Annotated in this window: 14 protein-coding genes; 7 read left to right on the forward strand and 7 right to left on the reverse strand. The window is 70.4% G+C overall.

Annotation, left to right across the window (positions count from 1 at the left end):
- The first annotated feature begins 103 nt into the window (after positions 1 to 103).
- Both ACQZ13_RS14480 and ACQZ13_RS14485 read left to right on the forward strand, forming a co-directional pair.
- Positions 104 to 1,207 (forward strand): Bug family tripartite tricarboxylate transporter substrate binding protein, encoded by a 1,104-nt coding sequence (locus tag ACQZ13_RS14480; RefSeq protein ID WP_431053035.1) that lies wholly within the window; start codon positions 104 to 106, stop codon positions 1,205 to 1,207.
- A gap of 156 nt (positions 1,208 to 1,363) precedes the next feature.
- A complete protein-coding gene (locus ACQZ13_RS14485; RefSeq protein ID WP_431053037.1) occupies positions 1,364 to 2,461 on the forward strand; it encodes a porin in 1,098 nt (365 codons plus the stop codon).
- Between the two features lie 14 nt (positions 2,462 to 2,475).
- Here the strand turns inward: ACQZ13_RS14485 and ACQZ13_RS14490 are convergent, their stop codons facing one another.
- Positions 2,476 to 3,114, reverse strand: coding sequence for a flavin reductase family protein (locus ACQZ13_RS14490; protein ID WP_431053244.1), 639 nt, complete (start codon positions 3,112 to 3,114; stop codon positions 2,476 to 2,478).
- A 74-nt stretch (positions 3,115 to 3,188) separates the two neighbouring features.
- Complete coding sequence (locus tag ACQZ13_RS14495) at positions 3,189 to 5,678, reverse strand: mechanosensitive ion channel domain-containing protein (protein ID WP_431053039.1); 2,490 nt, start codon at positions 5,676 to 5,678, stop codon at positions 3,189 to 3,191.
- Between the two features lie 220 nt (positions 5,679 to 5,898).
- Here ACQZ13_RS14495 and ACQZ13_RS14500 point away from each other — a divergent pair, with 220 nt between their 5' ends.
- Positions 5,899 to 7,347: an NAD-dependent succinate-semialdehyde dehydrogenase gene (locus tag ACQZ13_RS14500; protein ID WP_431053041.1), complete on the forward strand. Its 1,449-nt coding sequence runs from the start codon at positions 5,899 to 5,901 to the stop codon at positions 7,345 to 7,347.
- A 111-nt stretch (positions 7,348 to 7,458) separates the two neighbouring features.
- On the opposite strand, the gene ACQZ13_RS14505 is transcribed toward ACQZ13_RS14500, so the two are convergent.
- From ACQZ13_RS14505 to ACQZ13_RS14515, 3 genes are read right to left on the reverse strand one after another with little or no spacing between them, the layout of a single operon-like run.
- Positions 7,459 to 9,957, reverse strand: coding sequence for a cbb3-type cytochrome c oxidase subunit I (locus ACQZ13_RS14505; RefSeq protein ID WP_431053043.1), 2,499 nt, complete (start codon positions 9,955 to 9,957; stop codon positions 7,459 to 7,461).
- The gene (gene coxB, locus ACQZ13_RS14510) at positions 9,954 to 11,009 is read right to left on the reverse strand and encodes a cytochrome c oxidase subunit II (protein ID WP_431053045.1); all 1,056 of its coding nucleotides are present in this window, start codon (positions 11,007 to 11,009) and stop codon (positions 9,954 to 9,956) included. Before coxB ends, ACQZ13_RS14505 begins: the two co-directional genes overlap by 4 nt.
- Positions 11,010 to 11,020: 11 nt before the next feature.
- Positions 11,021 to 11,395 carry a c-type cytochrome gene (locus ACQZ13_RS14515; protein WP_431053047.1) on the reverse strand — a complete coding sequence of 125 codons (375 nt, stop codon included), beginning with the start codon at positions 11,393 to 11,395 and terminating at the stop codon, positions 11,021 to 11,023.
- A gap of 176 nt (positions 11,396 to 11,571) precedes the next feature.
- On the opposite strand from ACQZ13_RS14515, the gene ACQZ13_RS14520 reads away from it, so the two are divergent.
- Positions 11,572 to 12,450: a c-type cytochrome gene (locus tag ACQZ13_RS14520; RefSeq protein ID WP_431053049.1), complete on the forward strand. Its 879-nt coding sequence runs from the start codon at positions 11,572 to 11,574 to the stop codon at positions 12,448 to 12,450.
- A gap of 100 nt (positions 12,451 to 12,550) precedes the next feature.
- On the opposite strand, the gene ACQZ13_RS14525 is transcribed toward ACQZ13_RS14520, so the two are convergent.
- Positions 12,551 to 13,513 carry a hypothetical protein gene (locus ACQZ13_RS14525; RefSeq protein WP_431053051.1) on the reverse strand — a complete coding sequence of 321 codons (963 nt, stop codon included), beginning with the start codon at positions 13,511 to 13,513 and terminating at the stop codon, positions 12,551 to 12,553.
- A 248-nt stretch (positions 13,514 to 13,761) separates the two neighbouring features.
- Here ACQZ13_RS14525 and ACQZ13_RS14530 point away from each other — a divergent pair, with 248 nt between their 5' ends.
- From ACQZ13_RS14530 to ACQZ13_RS14540, 3 genes are all read left to right on the forward strand, one after another.
- Positions 13,762 to 15,258: a sensor histidine kinase gene (locus ACQZ13_RS14530; protein WP_431053053.1), complete on the forward strand. Its 1,497-nt coding sequence runs from the start codon at positions 13,762 to 13,764 to the stop codon at positions 15,256 to 15,258.
- On the forward strand, positions 15,248 to 15,901 hold the full coding sequence (locus ACQZ13_RS14535) for a response regulator (protein ID WP_431053055.1): 654 nt from the start codon (positions 15,248 to 15,250) through the stop codon (positions 15,899 to 15,901). The genes ACQZ13_RS14530 and ACQZ13_RS14535 overlap by 11 nt, the downstream gene beginning before the upstream one ends.
- Before the next feature lie 99 nt (positions 15,902 to 16,000).
- The gene (locus ACQZ13_RS14540; protein WP_431053057.1) at positions 16,001 to 17,110 is read left to right on the forward strand and encodes an S-(hydroxymethyl)glutathione dehydrogenase/class III alcohol dehydrogenase; all 1,110 of its coding nucleotides are present in this window, start codon (positions 16,001 to 16,003) and stop codon (positions 17,108 to 17,110) included.
- 44 nt (positions 17,111 to 17,154) lie between these two features.
- Here ACQZ13_RS14540 and ACQZ13_RS14545 read toward each other — a convergent pair whose 3' ends face one another.
- Positions 17,155 to 17,355 (reverse strand): hypothetical protein, encoded by a 201-nt coding sequence (locus tag ACQZ13_RS14545; RefSeq protein ID WP_431053059.1) that lies wholly within the window; start codon positions 17,353 to 17,355, stop codon positions 17,155 to 17,157.
- Positions 17,356 to 17,369 lie beyond the last annotated feature (14 nt).

The raw sequence follows: 17,369 nt of genomic DNA on the forward strand, positions 1-17,369 counted from the left end.
ACAAGCAGGTGGCGGGCGACCGCGCGGCCCTGTCGTCGAGGCGCGAGCGATCGCCTGTCGACGGCGGCCGACGGCGATACAGACCACCGCGAGGAGACAAGACATGAGATCAATCCCGACCTTGGGGACGGGGGTGCGCTGGGCCGTCCCGCGCGCGCCGATACGGCTTCGGACCGTGCCGCGCCGCGCCGCGCTGATCGCGGCCGCGTGGGTGGTCGCGCTGTCCGGGGCCTGGGCACAGCCGGGCCGTGGCGCCCCGGCGCCTGTGACGGCGACTTCAGCGGCGCCGCTGCCCAGCGGCGACGCCCCGCCCGAATGCATCGCCCCGGCCAAGCCCGGCGGCGGCTTCGACCAGAGCTGCAAGCTCGCGCAGGCCGCGTTCCAGCAGGCCGGCCTCACGACGACGCCGATGCGCATCAGCTACATGCCGGGCGGCGTCGGCGCGATCGCCTTCGACCAGATCGTCACGCGGCGCCCCGCGGAACCGCGCACGCTGGTGGCCTTCTCCAGCGGCTCGCTGCTGAACCTCTCGCACGGCCGCTTCGGCAAGCGCAGCGTCGACGACGTGCGCTGGATCGCCGCCGTCGGCGTCGACTACGGCGTGGTGCTGGTCGGCCGCCAGTCGCCGTGGAAGACGCTGCCCGAGCTGCTCGTCGCGCTGAAGGCCGATCCGGGGCGGATCAGCTTCGCCGCCGGCGGCACCATCGGCAGCCAGGACTGGGTCAAGTCGGCGCTGGTCGCCGGGGCCGGCGGCGTGGACCACAAGTCGATGCGCTTCGTCGCCTTCGAGGGCGGCGGCGAGGCGATCGCCGCGCTCAAGGGCGGGCACGTGCAGGTCTACATGGGCGACGCGTCGGAGGTCTTCGACAAGCTCGGCCCTGCGAGTCCGTTCCGCGCGCTGGCGGTGCTCGCCGAGCAGCGCCTGCCGGGACCGCTCGCCGGCGTGCCGACGGCGCGGGAGCAGGGCGTCGACATCGTCTGGCCCGCGATCCGCGGCTTCTACGTCGGCCCGAAGGTGTCCGACGGCGACGTCGCCGCCTGGACCGCCGCCTTCGACCGGCTGATGGCCGCGCCGGCCTTCGACGAGGTCCGCGCGCGCCACGGGCTGTTCCCGCTCGCGCTCACCGGCCCGGCGCTGCGCGCCGTCATCGACCGGCAGAACCGCGAGTACGCCGCGCTCGCCACGCGTTTCGGTCTCAGACGTTGAGTGCCGTCGAGCATCGGCAGGCAAGGCTGAATTCGGCTGAGCGCGACCGGCACCTCCGCCTCCCTCCCATCCCATTCCCCCGCCCCGGACCTCACCGCGTGAGGACCGCGGGTGCCCCTGCGTCCGAATTTCTTCAACGACAACAAGGAGACTCCCTTGATCACCTCCCGCACCTCCCGCAAGACCGCGATCCGACCGAACACCCTGTGCGCCGCCGGCCTGCTGGCCCTGTGCGCCACGCCGTCCGCCTTCGCGCAGAGCACCGTCACCGTCTACGGCATCGCCGACGTGCTGATGGAGTACCGCGATCACATGAACGCCGCCGGCGATCACCGCTTCGGCGTGACCTCGGGCGGCATGAACACCTCCCGCTGGGGCCTGCGCGGCGCCGAGGACCTGGGCGGCGGCCTGAAGGCGGTGTTCCAGCTCGAGGCCGAAGTCGGCTTCGACACCGGCGCGGCGGGCTCGTCGTTCTGGGGCCGCCAGGCCAACGTCGGCCTGGAGGGCGAGTTCGGCCGCGTCGTCGCCGGGCGCTCGTACACGACGACCTACGACTTCCTGCTGCCCTTCGATCCGATGGGCTACGCGCCGTTCTACTCCTGGGCCACGTCCGGCGGCCAGATCGCGACCCAGCCGCGCAAGGACGGGATGATCACGGGCATGTCCAACCTCATCAAGTACCAGGGCACCTTCGGCCCGGTGAAGCTCGGCGCGACCTACGCGCTGGGCGAGGTGGCGGGTTCCGACTCGGCGGGCCGCTTCTTCTCGCTGGCCGGCGCGTACACGGCGGGACCGTTCGCCGCGACGCTGGTGGTCGACCAGCGCAACGGCGCGACGATCGCCGCCAACGGCCGCTACGACAAGGAGAAGGCGCTGCACTGGGCCGCGTCCTACGACTGGAAGCCGGTCAAGCTGTTCCTGGCGCAGCGCGTCTACAAGAAGGACTTCGCCGTCGGCGGCGCGGCCGCGAAGAGCACGATGACCTGGCTGGGCGCGACCTGGCAGGCCACGCCCGCGCTGAGCATCACGCCGGCCGTCTACTTCCAGGACATCTCCAGCGGCGCCAGCGGCACCGACGACCCGAAGCTCTTCGCGCTGCGCGCCAAGTACGAGCTGTCCAAGCGCACCAGCCTGTACGCGGTCGCGTCCACGGCGAAGTCCGGCGACGGCGGCGTCGTCAGCGTCTCGCGCGACGACAACGGCTTCGCCGATTCGCAGTCCAGCGTCGGCCTGGGGATCCAGCACCGGTTCTGACCGGCGCGGTCCCCTCAGCCCGCCGCGGGCGTGTCCGGCACGACGATAGCTTCCCCGATCGCGTAGAACTGGCCGCCCGCGATGTAGTGCAGCGTGCGCAGTTCCGGCGGCGCGGACTCGAAGTGCCAATGCCCGTCGCTGAACACGCGGGCGTCGGCCCAGGCCGCGACGACTTCGCCGATGAAGAGGTCGTAGATCCACTGGTTGCGGGGCTCGGGCAAGACCCGGCACACCAGCCAGGCGGCGCAGCCGTCCACCAGCGGGACGGCGCCTGGGGCACTCGCGGCATCCGCGACATCCTCGGCGTGCTCGGCATCCGGCAGATCGACGTCGACCAGCCGCGCTCCCGCGTGCGCCAGCTTGTCCGGATCCTGATGCAGGCTGCGGTTGCCGAGCCGGTGCGTCAGCGCGGCCTGCGCCGCGGTCGGCACCTGCAGCACGAAGAAGCCGCTGGCCTCGACCAGCTCGCGGGTGCGCGTGGCCTTGTCGAGGACGACGGTCACCTTGGGCGGCTGGAAGTCCAGTGCGCAGGACCAGGCCGCGGCCATCGCGTTGCGTACGCCGCCGTGCGCGGCGGAGACCAGCACGGTCGGCCCGTGGTTGAGCAGCCGGTAGGCCTTGTTCAGCGGAACGGGCGCGACATGCGGGTTCAGGAGTTCGGTCAGGGACGTGTTCATGGCGGCGGCCATTGTGACGGTGGCCGCCGGATCGCGCTTCAAGGCGGAGTTCAGACCGGTGCCGGCGGCGAGGTCTGTCCCGGCAGCAGGCCCTCGGCGCGCAGGCGCGACAGGACGGCGAAGAGCAGCTCGCTCTTGATGCCGTAGGCCGCCCGCGGCGAGTTCACGAAGCCCGACGCGTTGAGGATCAGGTTGGTCCCGTCGACGCCGTCGAGCTGCACGTTGGGCGCCGGCGTGGCCAGCACGCCGCCGTGCGCCTGGAAGGCTTCCAGCACCAGCGCCTTGACGCGGTCGGTGTCGGTGGCCAGCGGCATCGGCAGCTTGAACTGCACCATGCCGAGCGATTCGCCGTAGGTGACGTTGCGGACGATCTTGGTGATGAACTCCGAGTTCGGCACGATGACCGTCGAGCGGTCGCCCATCTGGATCTCGGTGGCCCGCACGCTGATGCGGCGGATGTCACCCTCGACGCCGGACAGCGAAACCCAGTCGCCCACTTTCACTGGCCGCTCCGCCAGCAGGATCAGGCCGGAGACGAAGTTCTGCACGATGGACTGCAGACCGAAACCGATGCCCACCGACAGCGCGCTGGCGACCCAGGCGACGCTCTGCATGCTGAAACCGGACGCCCGCAAAGCGGCGGCGATGGCGACGACGGTGCCGATGTAGCCGAACAGCGTCGTCGTGGACGAGCGCATGCCGACGTCCATGCGCGTCGTCGGCATGTAGCTGTCGGTGAGCCAGCCCTTGAGCAGCCGCACCGCGCCCAGACCGACGAACAGGACGGTCAGCGCCTGCAGCAGCTTGATCGGATTGAGCTGCAAGGTGCCGACGGTGATGCCGTCCTGCAGGCTGCCGGACCGGCGCACCAGGTCCATTGGGCCTTCACCGTACGGGGCCAGCAACAACAGGAGCGCGAAGAAGACGATGGACAGGCGGCAGACGGCGGAGAGCAGCAGGGCGGTCTGCTCGCGCGTGCGGGGCGGAGCGGGGCCGTCGTCGGCGGAGGCGGTCGGGGACGCGGAGGCGCCGGGTTTTGCGCCCGCGCTACCCTTGCCGTCGCCAGATGGCGCGGCGGGCGAGGGCGCCAGCAGGGTCATGAAGAGGTCGTCGACCAGCACCGTCAGCAGATAGGCGCCGCCGATCACGATCAGCGCCCAGACGATCTGGTTGAGCACGAACATCGCCAGCGACACGAAGCCGATCAACAGCGACAGCGTCGCGCCGACCAGCGTCAACCACGCAACGGCGCGCAGCACCGACAGCCAGAGCGGGCGGATCGTGAGCTCGGGAGATTTCCCCGTGCCGGCGTCGGCGAGGTCGGCGCCGTCCTGCGTCGCACCGCCGGCGTGTCGCCGCAGTTGTGCGATGGCGAAGCCGAGCACCGCGACGAAGGTCAGCGATGCGAGCGTCTGCACGGCGCTGCTGCTCGAGGCGCTCAGATCCAGCGTCGCCGCGGTGCGGGACGACAGCCAACCCAGCACGACAGCCGCCGCGAGCGTGCGCGGCAGCCAGGCAAGCCGCGAGGCGGCGACGTCGGGCACTGGCAGCAGCCGCCACGACGGCTTGCGCGCCATCAACAGCGCGGCACCCAGCCCAGCGATGAAGCCCCCGAACCAGACGATCATCTCGGCCGTGTCCAGCCACTGGGCGAGCGAGTCCGGACCCTGCGGCGCGCCATCGACGAGGCTGGCCGTCAAGGTCAGCACCAGACCGTGGGCGATCAGGCCAGGTCGCAAGGTGCGCAGGATCACCTCGCTCACCGCGAACAGCGACCGGCGCAGCCGCCCAGGCGGGATGCGCGTCGCACACAGGCGCGCGGTCAATCTCCGGGCGCCTAGACACAGGAGCAGCCATGCCGCGACAGCTGCGACGAAGGTCGCCCAGGCGGTGGCCGGGACGGAGGACCAGAGCGCTCGGAACTCGATGCCGAAGACGCGGGCGCGTTCCATGTCAGCCGCGCGATCGCTGCCCAGGGCCCGCCAGAATCCCGATTGAAGCAGGGACGGCACGCGCTCGCCGAGCCGGGCGCTCAACTGCAGGCGCTGGGCGGCGTTGGCGTTGCGCAGCGTGCTGTCGGCTTGTCCGCCAAGGTCGTTGGCGACCTTCATCTGTCCGTCGATCGTGGCGACCTCCCGCCCCAGTTGCGCGCGCAACTGCGCCACCTCGGGCGTCTCCTTGACGTCCGCCTGGGTCGCGCCGAGTTGCGTCAGGCGGTTCTTGGCATCGTCCAGCTTCGGTTGAAGCGCGGAGCGGGCCTGGTCGATGCGCGACTTCACGCGTTCGACCTTGTTCTTGATGTCGCTCAGGTCCTCGTTCGTCAGCTCTTTCCCCGGCTTGGGCTGGGCCGCCTTGAGTTCAGCCTTCGCCAGGTCGAGCAGCTTCGCCGGATCGGTCGGCTCCGGCGCCGGGTCTTGCGCGAAGGCGGGCATCGCCAGGGCCGCCGCGCAGAGCATCAGCGCGCACAGGAGCCACCTCCGCAGAGGCGGCGACGCGCGGCGGCTGGGCAGGGAACTCGGTGAAGTCGGGAAAACAGTCATCCATGCATCGCGGAAACAGGGTGCCGCCTGGGCGGCAAGCGGCGGTCCCGGGTCCATCGCGGCACCTCAGGGCGCTTCCGGGCGCTCTGCGACCCATCCGGACGCGCTGCGCCAGGTATGCCGTCGCGTGATGTCGGATATGGCCGGGCGTGATGCACCCGCCGGCAGTGAGCGGGTAGAGTGAGCCATCCCCTTTCCACCCGGCTTCGAGGACTCCACGATGACCACCTCCGCTTCTTATCCCGACACCCGCCTGCTGATCGCCAACGAATGGGTGGACGCCGCCGGCGGCAAGACCATCGATGTGCGCAACCCCGCGACCGGCACCGTGATCGGCAAGGTCGCGCATGCGAGCAAGGTCGACCTGGACCGCGCGCTGGAAGCCGCGCAGAAGGGCTTCGAAGCCTGGCGCAACGTGTCCGCGCACGAGCGCGCCGCGACGATGCGCCGCGCCGCCGCGCTGCTGCGCGAACGCGCGCCCGAGATCGCCAAGCTGCTGACCCAGGAACAGGGCAAGCCCGTCGGCGAAGCGAAGGTGGAAGTCCTCGCCGGCGCCGACATCATCGAGTGGTTCGCCGACGAAGGCCGTCGCGTCTACGGCCGCATCGTGCCGTCGCGCAACCTGGCCGCGCAGCAGCTCGTGCTGAAGGAGCCCGTCGGGCCCGTCGCCGCGTTCACGCCGTGGAACTTCCCCGTCAACCAGATCGTGCGCAAGCTCGGCGCGGCGCTGGCCACCGGCTGCTCCTTCCTGGTGAAGGCGCCCGAGGAAACCCCGGCGTCGCCCGCGGCACTGCTGCAGACCTTCGTCGACGCGGGCGTGCCCCCCGGCACCGTCGGCCTCGTCTTCGGCGACCCGCATGAAATCTCCAGCTACCTGATCCCGCACCCGATCATCCGCAAGGTCACCTTCACCGGCTCCACCCCCGTCGGCAAGCAGCTCGCCGCAATGGCCGGCGCGCACATGAAGCGCGTGACGATGGAACTCGGCGGCCACGCCCCGGTGATCGTCGCGGACGACGCGGACGTCGCATTGGCCGTCAAGGCCGCCGGCGCCGCGAAATTCCGCAACGCCGGACAGGTCTGCATCTCGCCCACCCGCTTCCTGGTCCACAACAGCCTGAAGGACGAGTTCACCGCCGCACTGGTCAAGCACGCGCAAGGACTCAAACTCGGCGACGGCCTCGCCGAAGGCACCACCCTCGGACCCCTCGCCAACGAACGACGCGTCGTCGCCATGTCCAAGATCGTCGCCGAAGCCCGCGAACGCGGCGCCAAGATCGCCACCGGCGGAGAACGCGTCGGGAACGCCGGCAACTTCTTCGCCCCCACCGTGCTGGCCGACGTGCCGCTCGACGCGTCCGTGTTCAACGACGAACCCTTCGGACCGATCGCGGCCGTGCGCGGCTTCGATTCGCTCGAGGAAGCCATCGCGGAAGCCAACCGGCTACCATTCGGACTCGCCGGGTACGCGTTCACGAAGTCCATCAAGAACGCCCACCTGCTGGCCCAACGCATGGAAGTCGGGATGCTGTGGGTCAACCAGCCCGCAACTCCTTCCGCAGAAATGCCGTTCGGCGGCGTGAAAGACTCCGGCTACGGCTCCGAAGGCGGGCCGGAAGCGCTGGAGTCCTACCTCAATACCAAGGCAGTCTCCATCCTCGGCGTTTGAGCGGGAGATCACTCCGGTTGGCCAAGCGCGGGCTCTCCACGGGGCATGGGGCCTCGCGTCCGCGAACCCCAAGCCCCATTCCGGCCCCACACACGCTCGCTGACCTCGAATTCATGCGACGAGACGCGGCCACCACACGGTGATCACCCCCTGCACGCAGATCCACCCCCACAGCATCACCACCACCTCCCGCGTGGCATGCTGTCGGGGCCGGACCAGCCCCGATCCGATCCGCGCCGCGTAATACAGCGCCAGCATCAGCGCGACTGCCAGCTGCAATCCCTGCAGACTGTGCAGTGCCGCCAACGTGCCCGTCCAGGCATCCAGGGTCGGCGGCCGCTCCGCCGGCCACGCCGTCTCCAAACCGCTGTAGAACGCGAGTAGAGCCAGTCCGAACGCCGGCACCAGCAGCACGGCACGCCACTTCGACACCGGCGCGCGCCACGCACCAAGCCCCGCCCACACGACGAAGACCAGACTCAACGCGTAGCCCAGCGTCTGCTGCAGCAGCAGCGCGCTGCTCGCCAGCCCCACGCCCGGCGGCGGACACACGTCCAGCTTCATCGCCGCATGCAGATGCGCGAAGGCCATCGACGCAAAGATCGTCGCCTCGACCACGATCAGGATCACCACGCCCCAGAACGACGGCGCCTGTCGCCCCGTCACCCCCATCGGCAGCATCACGCCGTCCGCCACCTCAGCCTCCTCGAACGGCGGCGCGCGGTCGGTCTGCCACAGCCATGCCCAGATCGCGACGATCGCCAGCACGCCGCCCGCCACCGTGCCGCTGACGTGCTTCACCGTCATCAGCAGGAAGAACGCTGCCGTGCCGATCGCCGCCAGCACCGGCCACAGGCTGTCGCCGGCCATCATCACCACGCGCAGCGGATGCGCCTGCACGGGGCTGGTCAGCAGCGTCTCGCGTCCTCCCGTGATCGAGCCCGGCAACCAGTGCACGCCGGCTTCGACCTCCTCATGCAGGGACGGGCGATGCCACAGCGGCTCGTGATGCTCGACGTGCGGAATGCTGCGCGTGCCGTAGGTCTCGCTGGGCAGCCACTCCAGCGTCGAGGAGCGCCACGGATCGTTGTGTTCCTGCTCGGGACCGCGCTGGCTGCGCACGAGGTCGATGACGAAGAGCAGCACGCCCGCGGCGATGATGAAGGCGCCGACCGTGGAAAGCAGGTTGGGCAGCTCCAGCCCCAGTCCCCCTGGATAGGTGTGCACGCGGCGCGGCATGCCCAGCATGCCGGCGATGTGCATGGGGAAGAAGGTCAGGTGGAAGCCGCCGAAGATCAGCCCGAAGACCCAGCGGCCCGCACGCTCCGACATCGCTCGGCCCTTCCACAGCGGGATCCAGTGGTAGAGGGCCGCGAACATCGGCAGCACCATGCCGCCGATGAGCACGTAATGGAAATGCGCGACGACGAAGTAGGTGTCGTGCACCTGCCAGTCGATGGGCAGCAGCGCGAGCATCACGCCGGTGAGCCCGCCCACAACGAAGGTGACGAGGAAGCCGATGAGGAACCAGGTCGCCGTCGTCCACTGCAGCCGGCCGCGCCACAACGTGCCTATCCACGCGAAGATCTGCAGCGCGCCGGGAATGGCGATCGCGACGCTGAAGATGGAGACCAGGCTCAGCCCGAGCCCGCCCAGGCCGGCGGTGAACATGTGGTGCAGCCACAGCAGGAAGCTCGCCGCGCCGATCGCGACCAGCGCCGCGCTGATCGCGTGGCGGCCGATGAGCGAGGTGCGCGCCAGCGCCGGAACCATCGTCGAGACCAGCCCCGCCGCCGGCAGGAAGATGATGTAGACCTCCGGGTGGCCGAAGAACCAGAACAGGTGCTGCCACAACAGCGGGTCGCCCCCCCGCGTGGCGTCGAAGATGGGCCAGTCGAAGGCGCGTTCGATCTCCAGCAGCGCGGTGCCCGCGATGACCGCCGGGAAGGCCAGCACGATCATCACCCCGACCACCAGCATGGCCCAGGCGTAGACCGGCATGCGGCCCAGCGTCATGCCGGGCGCGCGCGTCATCAGCACGCCGGTGATGAGCTCGATCGCGCCGGCGATGGCGGAGATCTCGATGAAACCGATGCCCAGCAGCCAGAAGTCCGCGTTGAGCCCCGGCGAGTATTTCGCGCTGCTGAGCGGCGGGTACATGAACCAGCCCGAATCCGGCGCGAGCTGCCAGAACAGCGTGGCATAGAAGGCCAGGCCGCCGATGGCGTACATCCAGTAGGAGTAGGCCGACAGGCGCGGGAAGGGCAGGTCGCGCGCGCCCAGCATGTTGGGCAGCAGGAAGACCGCGATGGCCTCGACCATGGGTACGGCGAAGAGGAACATCATCACCGTGCCGTGCATGGTGAACAGCTGCTGGAAGATGGGCGCGCTGAAGAGCGTCTGGTCCGGCGCGGCCAGCTGCGCCCGCATCAGCAGCGCCAGCACGCCGCCCAGCAGCAGGAAGACGAAGGCCGTGGCGATGTAGAGCTTGCCGATGAAGACGTTGTTGACGCTGCCGACGACGCGCCAGCCCTTGGGCGGTTCCCAGGCGGCGCGCAGGCGGTCGAGTTCGCCGTCAGGCCGCGGCCGGCGGTTGTCGGGGCGCGTCATGGCGTCGGGCCGTCATGGCGCGATGGAGAAGCCGCGACCAGCGGGCGATCGGACCCGCCGCCCGCCACCGGCGGTCCGGCCAGGAACTCCACGATCGCGTCGATCTCCTCGGCGCTCAAATGCCGGTAGGCGGGCATGCGCGCGCCCGGTTTGACCTGCTGCACGTCGCGGATCCACTGCCGCAGCGCCGTCCGCGGATCGCCGAGCGGATCGCGGTTGCGCAGCGCGCCGGCGCCCAGCCACAGGCGGCTCGCCACGTGCGTCAGATCAGGCCCCAGCGGCGGCGCATGGGCCAGGTCTTGCCTCGCGGATCCGGAGCCGCCCGCGTTGCCCGTATCGCCGCCACGGACCGTGCTTCGTACCGCATGGCAGGCGGCGCAGCCGTTCTCGCGGAAGAGCGCCGCACCGCGCAAGGCCTGGCGCGAGACGGGCTCCGGCGCGGCACCCGCCTGCGCCAGCCGCCATCGCGCAAACTCGTCCGGCGGCATCGCGACGACCTGCAGCACCATCGCCGCGTGCTGGGTGCCGCAGTACTCCGAGCACGGCCCGCGGAACACGCCCGGCTGCGACGCGGTGAAGGTCAGCCGGTTGAGCCGCCCGGGCACCATGTCGACCTTGCCGCCCAGCGCCGGTACCCAGTAGCTGTGGATCACGTCGTCCGAGGCGAGCGTCAGCGTCACGGGCCGGCCGACCGGCACGCGCAACTCGTTGGCGGTCGCGAACGCGGGGGCGTCCGGCTCAGCCTCATATCGCATCGACCACCACCACAGATGCCCGGTAACGGCGACACGCATGGCGCCGGGCGGCGAAGGGTCGTCCAAACCGAAGGCCTGCCGGTCGCCGTGCAGCAGCAGCCCGCCGAAGACCAGCACGGGCAGGACCAGGCCGCCGCCCCAGAGCCAGAGCGCGGTCGAGACGGGCCGACGTCCCTTCCACCACAGCGCCGCGGCCAGACAGACCATCGCGAAGACGAACGCGAAGGCGCAGACGATCAGCGTCGTGTTCATGACGCCGGCCAGCGCTTCCGCCTGCGGACCGGCCGGTCGGAGCATGCCGCCCGCGCTCATCGCAGCGACAGCAGGTAGCCGGCGATGTCGCGCGCATCGCGCTCCGACAGTCCGAGGCGCGGCATCGTGGTGCCGGGCAGCAGGCCCTGCGGGTCCAGCAACCAGCGCTGGAGGACCTCGGGGGAGTTGGGCAACTGACCGGCGATGTAGGCGCGTCGTCCGAAGCGCTCCAGCGCCGGCGCCCGCTGCCCGCCGCCCGGCACGCCGGGCACCGCATGGCAACTGCCGCACTGGAACTGCGTCATCAGATGGCGGCCGCGCTCCATATCGGCGGCGTCCACCTGCCAGCGCCGCAGCGGCTCGTCCGGCGCCGGACCGCAGGCCGACAGCAGAAGACCCAGGGAAATCGACAGGAGGCGAGGGCGCGTCATGCGCGCTCCCTGGCACACGAAGTGCCCGCCCCGCTTCGGGTTTTCGCGAGTCGTCGACAAGGAGGCCGCCGGAGCGCCGGCGATCGCCGCGGACCCGGCATCGCGCTTGCCTTGCTGCGGCCATGACCGAGCCGAAGCGTCGTCTCTCCCCGAGCGTTTCCCCTGTGAAAGCCGTGATGGCCGCCTTTGCCGCGGCCGGCGTGCTCGGGGCGGCCGGCGCGGCCGCCTTCGTCTGGTTCGGCGTCTACGACGTGTCGGCGACCGGGCCGCATCTGCAGCCGGTGCATTCCTTGCTGGAAATCGCGCTGCAGCGCGCGGTGCAGCGACGCTCGGACGCCCACCCGCCGCCGCGCGACCTGCTCACGCGCGAGCGCGTGGTGCAGGGCGCCGCCTGCTTCCGCGACCGCTGCGTCGCCTGCCACGGCGCGCCGGGCGTGGCGCCGCAGGCGTTCTCGCTCGGCATGCAGCCGGTGCCGAGCTCGCTCGTGGAGGCCACGCGCCACTGGCGTCCGCAGGACCTCTACTGGATCACGCGCAACGGCATCAAGATGAGCGGCATGCCGGCCTGGGAGTACCGCTTGGAAGAGGGCGAGCTCTGGGCCATCGTCGCCTTCCTCGACGCGTTGCCGCTGATGACGCCGGATCAGTACCGGGCGCTGACGGCGTCGCCGGCACAGTCGTCGGAAAAGTCGCCGGTGTCGGTCGGGAAAGTCGAAGGGGTGGCGGCGGCGCGCTGCGACGGCATCGTCGATGCGCCTGCGCCGCTGGTGCCGCCGCTGGCGACGGTCGAACTCGCGCAGCGCGCGTTCCGCCAGCACGGCTGCACGGCCTGCCACACGATCCCCGGCGTGGTCGGGCCGGACACGTCCAACGGCCCTCGTCTGAGCGGCCTCGCGGGACGCGACCGGATCGGCGGCAAGGCCTTCCCGACCGAAGACGGCCTGACCGCCTGGATCCGCGATCCGCAGGCGATCGACGCGCACAACGCCATGCCGACGCTGGGCGTCAGCGAGACGCAGGCGCGCCTCATGGCGCGCTATCTGCTCACGGATTGACATCGGCGACCGCGCGGGGCGGGTCGCCGATGGCCCCTCACGACGGCCTCTTCAACGGGGCCTCATCACGGGCCTCATCAACGGGGCGTCGTCGACCTCATCACTGACGCGGCAGCAGCCGGTCGGCCGGCGCGACCGGGAACGGCGACCCCAGCGAGCGCGCCTGGCCCTTGACCTGGTTCTGCGCCTGGCACTTGTGGGTGCAGATGGTGGCGGGCGGCGCGACCTCGGTCGCGTCTTCGCCGAAGACCATGCCCATGCGGCCGCCGCTGCTGACGTCCCAGCGCGAGGTCAGGCCGCAATGGCTGACCTTGGCGATGGTGCCGTCGCGCTTGACGATCGCGTTCACGCAGGCCGCGTCGTTGATGCGCGTGGCCACCTGCGGGCTATCGCGGCCGACGAAGCGCGCCGAGTAGTCGTTGCCGAAGTTCACCCGCGGCGTCACGACGACGGTGGTGTCCTTGTAGGGCACGGCGTCGCCCTCCAGGTTGCGGAAGTTGCGGTTGTCGAAGTAGAAGGCGTTCAGGCTCGGATTCGACGGATGCGTGGCCAGCACGTGCGTGAACACCGTCGACGTGCCGTCCGTGCGCGCGACCTCCATCTGGAAGACGCCGCCGTTGGCGCAGTCCTTGGCCTGGATCTTCATCGCGACCTGCGGGCCTTCGCGCATCAGCACGATGTCGGTGGTGTCGAGGTCCACGTCGACGCCGCCGGTGAGCACCGCGCCGCGATGGTCGGGCAGCTTGGACGCGAAGACCGGCGTGGGCACGCCGCCGGTCATGTCCAGCGGATTGGCCGCGCCGGTCAGGACGTAGTCGCGGATGCCGAAGCTGGCGGCGTCGACCTCGAACTGCACGTACTTGCCCTGCACCAGGAAGCGCGCCGGCACGCTGCCCGCCGCCACGGTCTGGTTGGCCTTGCCGCTCAGCCCGAGGACGCGGAAGCCGCCGCCGTCGCAGCCCTTGGACGAGGCGGCCATCGCCAGCCCGCTCGCGGCGGTCAGCGCCAGGGCCGTCAGCAGCGCGCGGCCGCGGCGCAGCGAGGAAGAAGAGGTCGAGGTCATGGAGAGCTCCCTGAAGGTGGTGCGAAAGGGGGTTGAAAGGGGTTGGAAGACAGCGCGATGCTAGGAATGCGCGGCCTCCGCGCCCAGGGCACAAAGGCGGGATTGCGTCGGCACCAAGGTCGCGACCGGTCGGGACCTTGGTCCATGGGCGGGCCGGAAGCACGCTGTTACAGTGCCGCCCGATGAGTTCACCGGCCCCGCCCCAGACGCCACGGCCCCCGTCGCGAACGCGGTGGCTGTCGCGGCTTTTGTCGCGGCTGTGGTCGCGCCTGTTGCCGCTGTCGCTGTCGCAACAGTTCCTGCTGGTGAGCTTCCCCGTGCTGCTCGCGTCCACGCTGGTCATCGGCTGGTGGGTCGGCAAGCAGGTCGAGGAAAGCGTCGTGCACCGCATCGGCGGCGACACCGCGCTGTACGTGGACGGCTTCATCGCGCCGCATCTCGACGGTCTCCATCGCACGGGCCAGATCGGCGATGCGGACCGCCGCGCGCTGGAGTCGCTGGTCGTCGACGCGGACTGGGCCAAACGCATCGTCTCGCTGCGGATCTGGCGCCCGGACGGCGTCGTCCTGTTCAGCAGCGACGGCGAAGGCGTCGGCCAGAAGCTGGAGATCGACGAAGGACTGGAGATCGCCGCGGCCGGCAGCGTCTATTCCGAGATCAGCGTGCGACGCGGCCGCCGGCAGACCGATCACGGCCAGCCGCTGGAACGGATGATCGAGACCTACACGCCCATCCACACCGCCGGGCGCGGGCACATCGGTGCAATCGCCGAGTTCTACCAGATGCCCGACGAGATCGACCGCGAAGCGGGCAGCGCGCAGCGGCGCGGCTGGCTGATCGTCGCGGGCACGATGCTGGCGACCTACCTGCTGCTGTTCCTGCTCGTGCGCCGAGGCAGCCAGACCATCGTCAACCAGCGCAACGAGCTGCGCGAGCGGCTGATGCAGCTGACCGCGATGCATGCGCAGAACGACGCGCTGAACGCCCGCGTGCGACGCGCGGCCGAGGACGCGATCTCGACCCACGAGGCGCTGCTGCAGCGCGTCTCGGCCGACGTGCACGACGGTCCGAGTCAGGACCTCGGGTTCGCGCTGATGCAGATCAAGAACCTGCGCGATGCGCAGACGGACGCCGCCGTGGGCGGCGCTGACGCTGATGTCGCCGGAGCCTTCGGGCCATCCGTCGGCGCCGCGCTCCTGCCGGACCTGGACCGCATCAGCGACGCCGTGCAGGCCGCCATGCGGGACCTGCGGGCGATCTCCGCGGACCTCGAACTGCCGGAACTGGAGCCGCTGGCGCTCGACGCCGTCGCGGCGCGCGTGGTCCGCGATTTCGAGGCGAAGACGCGGGGCGCCGTGATCGTGACGTTGGAGACGGCGGTCGATCCGGACCAGCCGGCGCCGCTGCGGATCAAGACGACCTTGTACCGCCTGCTGCAGGAATCGCTGGCGAACGTGTTCCGGCACGCACGCGGCAGCCGCTGCCTCGTCGAGCTGCGCACCGATGCGGGCGGCATCCGGCTCGCCGTGGACGACGACGGTCCGGGCTTCGATCCCGCGCAGGCACGCGCCCATCGGCGCCTGGGCCTGAGCGGCATGCGCCAGCGCGTGGAGTCGCAGGGCGGCACCTTCGGCGTGAGCAGCGCGCCGGGGCAGGGCACGAGGATCCGGGTGGACCTGCCGTCGACGGCACGTCCCGGTGGCGAGGACGGCAGGAACATGACGAGGACGAACGATGAGCGCTGACGCGATCGAGGTGCTGGTGGTCGACGACCACCCGCTGTTCCGCCAGGGCGTGGTGCATTCGCTGGCGCTGGATCCGGGATTCCGGGTCGTCGGTGAGACGGCGTCCGGCGAGGAGGCGCTGGCGCTGGCGCAGGCCTTGCTGCCCGACGCCGTGCTGCTGGACATCAGCATGCCGGGCTGGAACGGGATCACGACGGCCGAGCGCATCGCGATGGCCTGTCCGGCGACGGCGATCGTGATGCTGACGATGTCGGAGGACAAGGACAAGCTGCTCGCCGCGCTCAAGGCGGGTGCGCGCGGCTACGTGCTCAAGGGGGTCTCGGGCAAGGAACTGGCCGGCGTGCTGCGCGCGGCCGTCGCCGGCGAGGTGTACGTGTCGCCGACCATCGCGGCGGAGATGCTGGTGTCGCTGACCCAGCGCAAGGCGCCGGATCCGTTGCAGGAACTGACCGACCGGGAACGCCGCATCCTGTCGCTGATCGGCGGCGGCAAGACCAACCGCGAGATCGGCGACACGCTGTTCCTGTCGGAGAAGACGATCAAGCACCACGTGACCAACATCCTGCAGAAGCTGCAGGTCCGCAGCCGCGTGGAGGCGGCGCTGCTCGCCAGCCGTCATGTCGACGCGGAGCGCGGCGTCTGAAGAGCGCGCACGCGCCGGAGCGCTCGCGATAGACTGGTTCGAACCGACGCGTCCTTTGCGGACGCGTCCGCATTCCCATTCTCCTGAAAGGCCCACCCCATGAAATCCCGTGCCGCCGTCGCGTTCGCCGCCGGACAGCCGCTGCAGATCGTCGAGATCGACGTCGAGCCGCCCCGCAAGGGCGAGGTGCTGGTGAAGATCACCCACACCGGCGTGTGCCACACGGATGCGTTCACGCTCAGCGGCGACGATCCGGAAGGCCTGTTCCCCGCGGTGCTCGGCCATGAAGGCGCGGGCATCGTCGTCGAGGTGGGCGAGGGCGTCACCAGCGTCAAGCCCGGCGACCACGTGATCCCGCTCTACACCGCCGAATGCGGCGAGTGCCTGTTCTGCCAGTCCGGCAAGACCAACCTGTGCGTGGCCGTGCGCGCGACGCAGGGCAAGGGCGTGATGCCCGACGGCACGACGCGCTTCTCCTACGAGGGCAAGCCGGTCTACCACTACATGGGCTGCTCGACCTTCAGCGAGTACACCGTCGTGGCCGAGGTGTCGCTGGCCAAGATCAGCCCGGACGCCAACCCCGAGCAGGTCTGCCTGCTGGGCTGCGGCGTGACCACCGGCCTGGGCGCGGTGAAGAACACCGCCAAGGTGCAGCCGGGCGACTCGGTCGCCGTGTTCGGCCTGGGCGGCATCGGCCTGGCGGTGATCCAGGGCGCGAAGCTGGCGCAGGCCGGCCGCATCATCGCGATCGACACCAACCCGTCGAAGTTCGAGCTGGCCAAGGTCTTCGGCGCCACCGACTTCGTGAACCCGAAGGACTTCGACAAGCCCGTCCAGCAGGTGATCGTGGAGATGACCGGCTGGGGCGTGGACCATTCGTTCGAATGCATCGGCAACGTCAACGTGATGCGCGCGGCGCTCGAATGCGCGCACCGCGGCTGGGGCCAGTCCATCGTGATCGGCGTGGCGGGGTCGGGTCAGGAGATCTCGACGCGGCCGTTCCAGCTGGTCACGGGCCGCACCTGGAAGGGCACGGCCTTCGGCGGCGTCAAGGGCCGCTCGCAGCTGCCGGGCATGGTCGAGGACGCCATGCGCGGCGACATCCAGCTCGCGCCGTTCGTGACCCACACCATGCCGCTCACCGGCATCAACGACGCCTTCGACCTCATGCACGAGGGCAAGTCGATCCGCTCCGTCGTGCACTACTGAGTCGACGGGGGCTCGGACGGTCGTGGCCGCGCGTGGCGCTCATGTCATGGACGTCCGCCCAGCATCCGGGCCGGCAGGAACAGGATCGCCTTGAGCAGCGCGAACACGGCTTCCACGCTGAGGCCGATCAGGCGGAACGGCAAGGTCAGCAGCCAGACGATCGGCCACAGGACCAGCGCCAGCAGGGCCAGCGGCCAGCACAACACGAAGAGCAGCAACCAGAACAGCAGGCCGACGAAGCCCATGACGCACTCCTTGA

Source organism: Roseateles sp. L2-2, assembly GCF_050613215.1.
Taxonomy (GTDB): Bacteria; Pseudomonadota; Gammaproteobacteria; order Burkholderiales; family Burkholderiaceae_C; genus Roseateles; species Roseateles noduli.

Coding starts and splice junctions, on each gene's coding strand:
- ACQZ13_RS14480 (WP_431053035.1), top strand. CDS start 104: ATGAGATCAATCCCGACCTTGGGGACGGGGGTGCGCTGGGCCGTCCCG.
- ACQZ13_RS14535 (WP_431053055.1), top strand. CDS start 15,248: ATGAGCGCTGACGCGATCGAGGTGCTGGTGGTCGACGACCACCCGCTG.
- ACQZ13_RS14545 (WP_431053059.1), bottom strand. CDS start 17,355: ATGGGCTTCGTCGGCCTGCTGTTCTGGTTGCTGCTCTTCGTGTTGTGC.
- ACQZ13_RS14515 (WP_431053047.1), bottom strand. CDS start 11,395: ATGACGCGCCCTCGCCTCCTGTCGATTTCCCTGGGTCTTCTGCTGTCG.
- ACQZ13_RS14500 (WP_431053041.1), top strand. CDS start 5,899: ATGACCACCTCCGCTTCTTATCCCGACACCCGCCTGCTGATCGCCAAC.
- coxB (WP_431053045.1), bottom strand. CDS start 11,009: ATGCTCCGACCGGCCGGTCCGCAGGCGGAAGCGCTGGCCGGCGTCATG.
- ACQZ13_RS14540 (WP_431053057.1), top strand. CDS start 16,001: ATGAAATCCCGTGCCGCCGTCGCGTTCGCCGCCGGACAGCCGCTGCAG.
- ACQZ13_RS14520 (WP_431053049.1), top strand. CDS start 11,572: ATGGCCGCCTTTGCCGCGGCCGGCGTGCTCGGGGCGGCCGGCGCGGCC.
- ACQZ13_RS14495 (WP_431053039.1), bottom strand. CDS start 5,678: ATGACTGTTTTCCCGACTTCACCGAGTTCCCTGCCCAGCCGCCGCGCG.
- ACQZ13_RS14525 (WP_431053051.1), bottom strand. CDS start 13,513: ATGACCTCGACCTCTTCTTCCTCGCTGCGCCGCGGCCGCGCGCTGCTG.
- ACQZ13_RS14505 (WP_431053043.1), bottom strand. CDS start 9,957: ATGACGCGCCCCGACAACCGCCGGCCGCGGCCTGACGGCGAACTCGAC.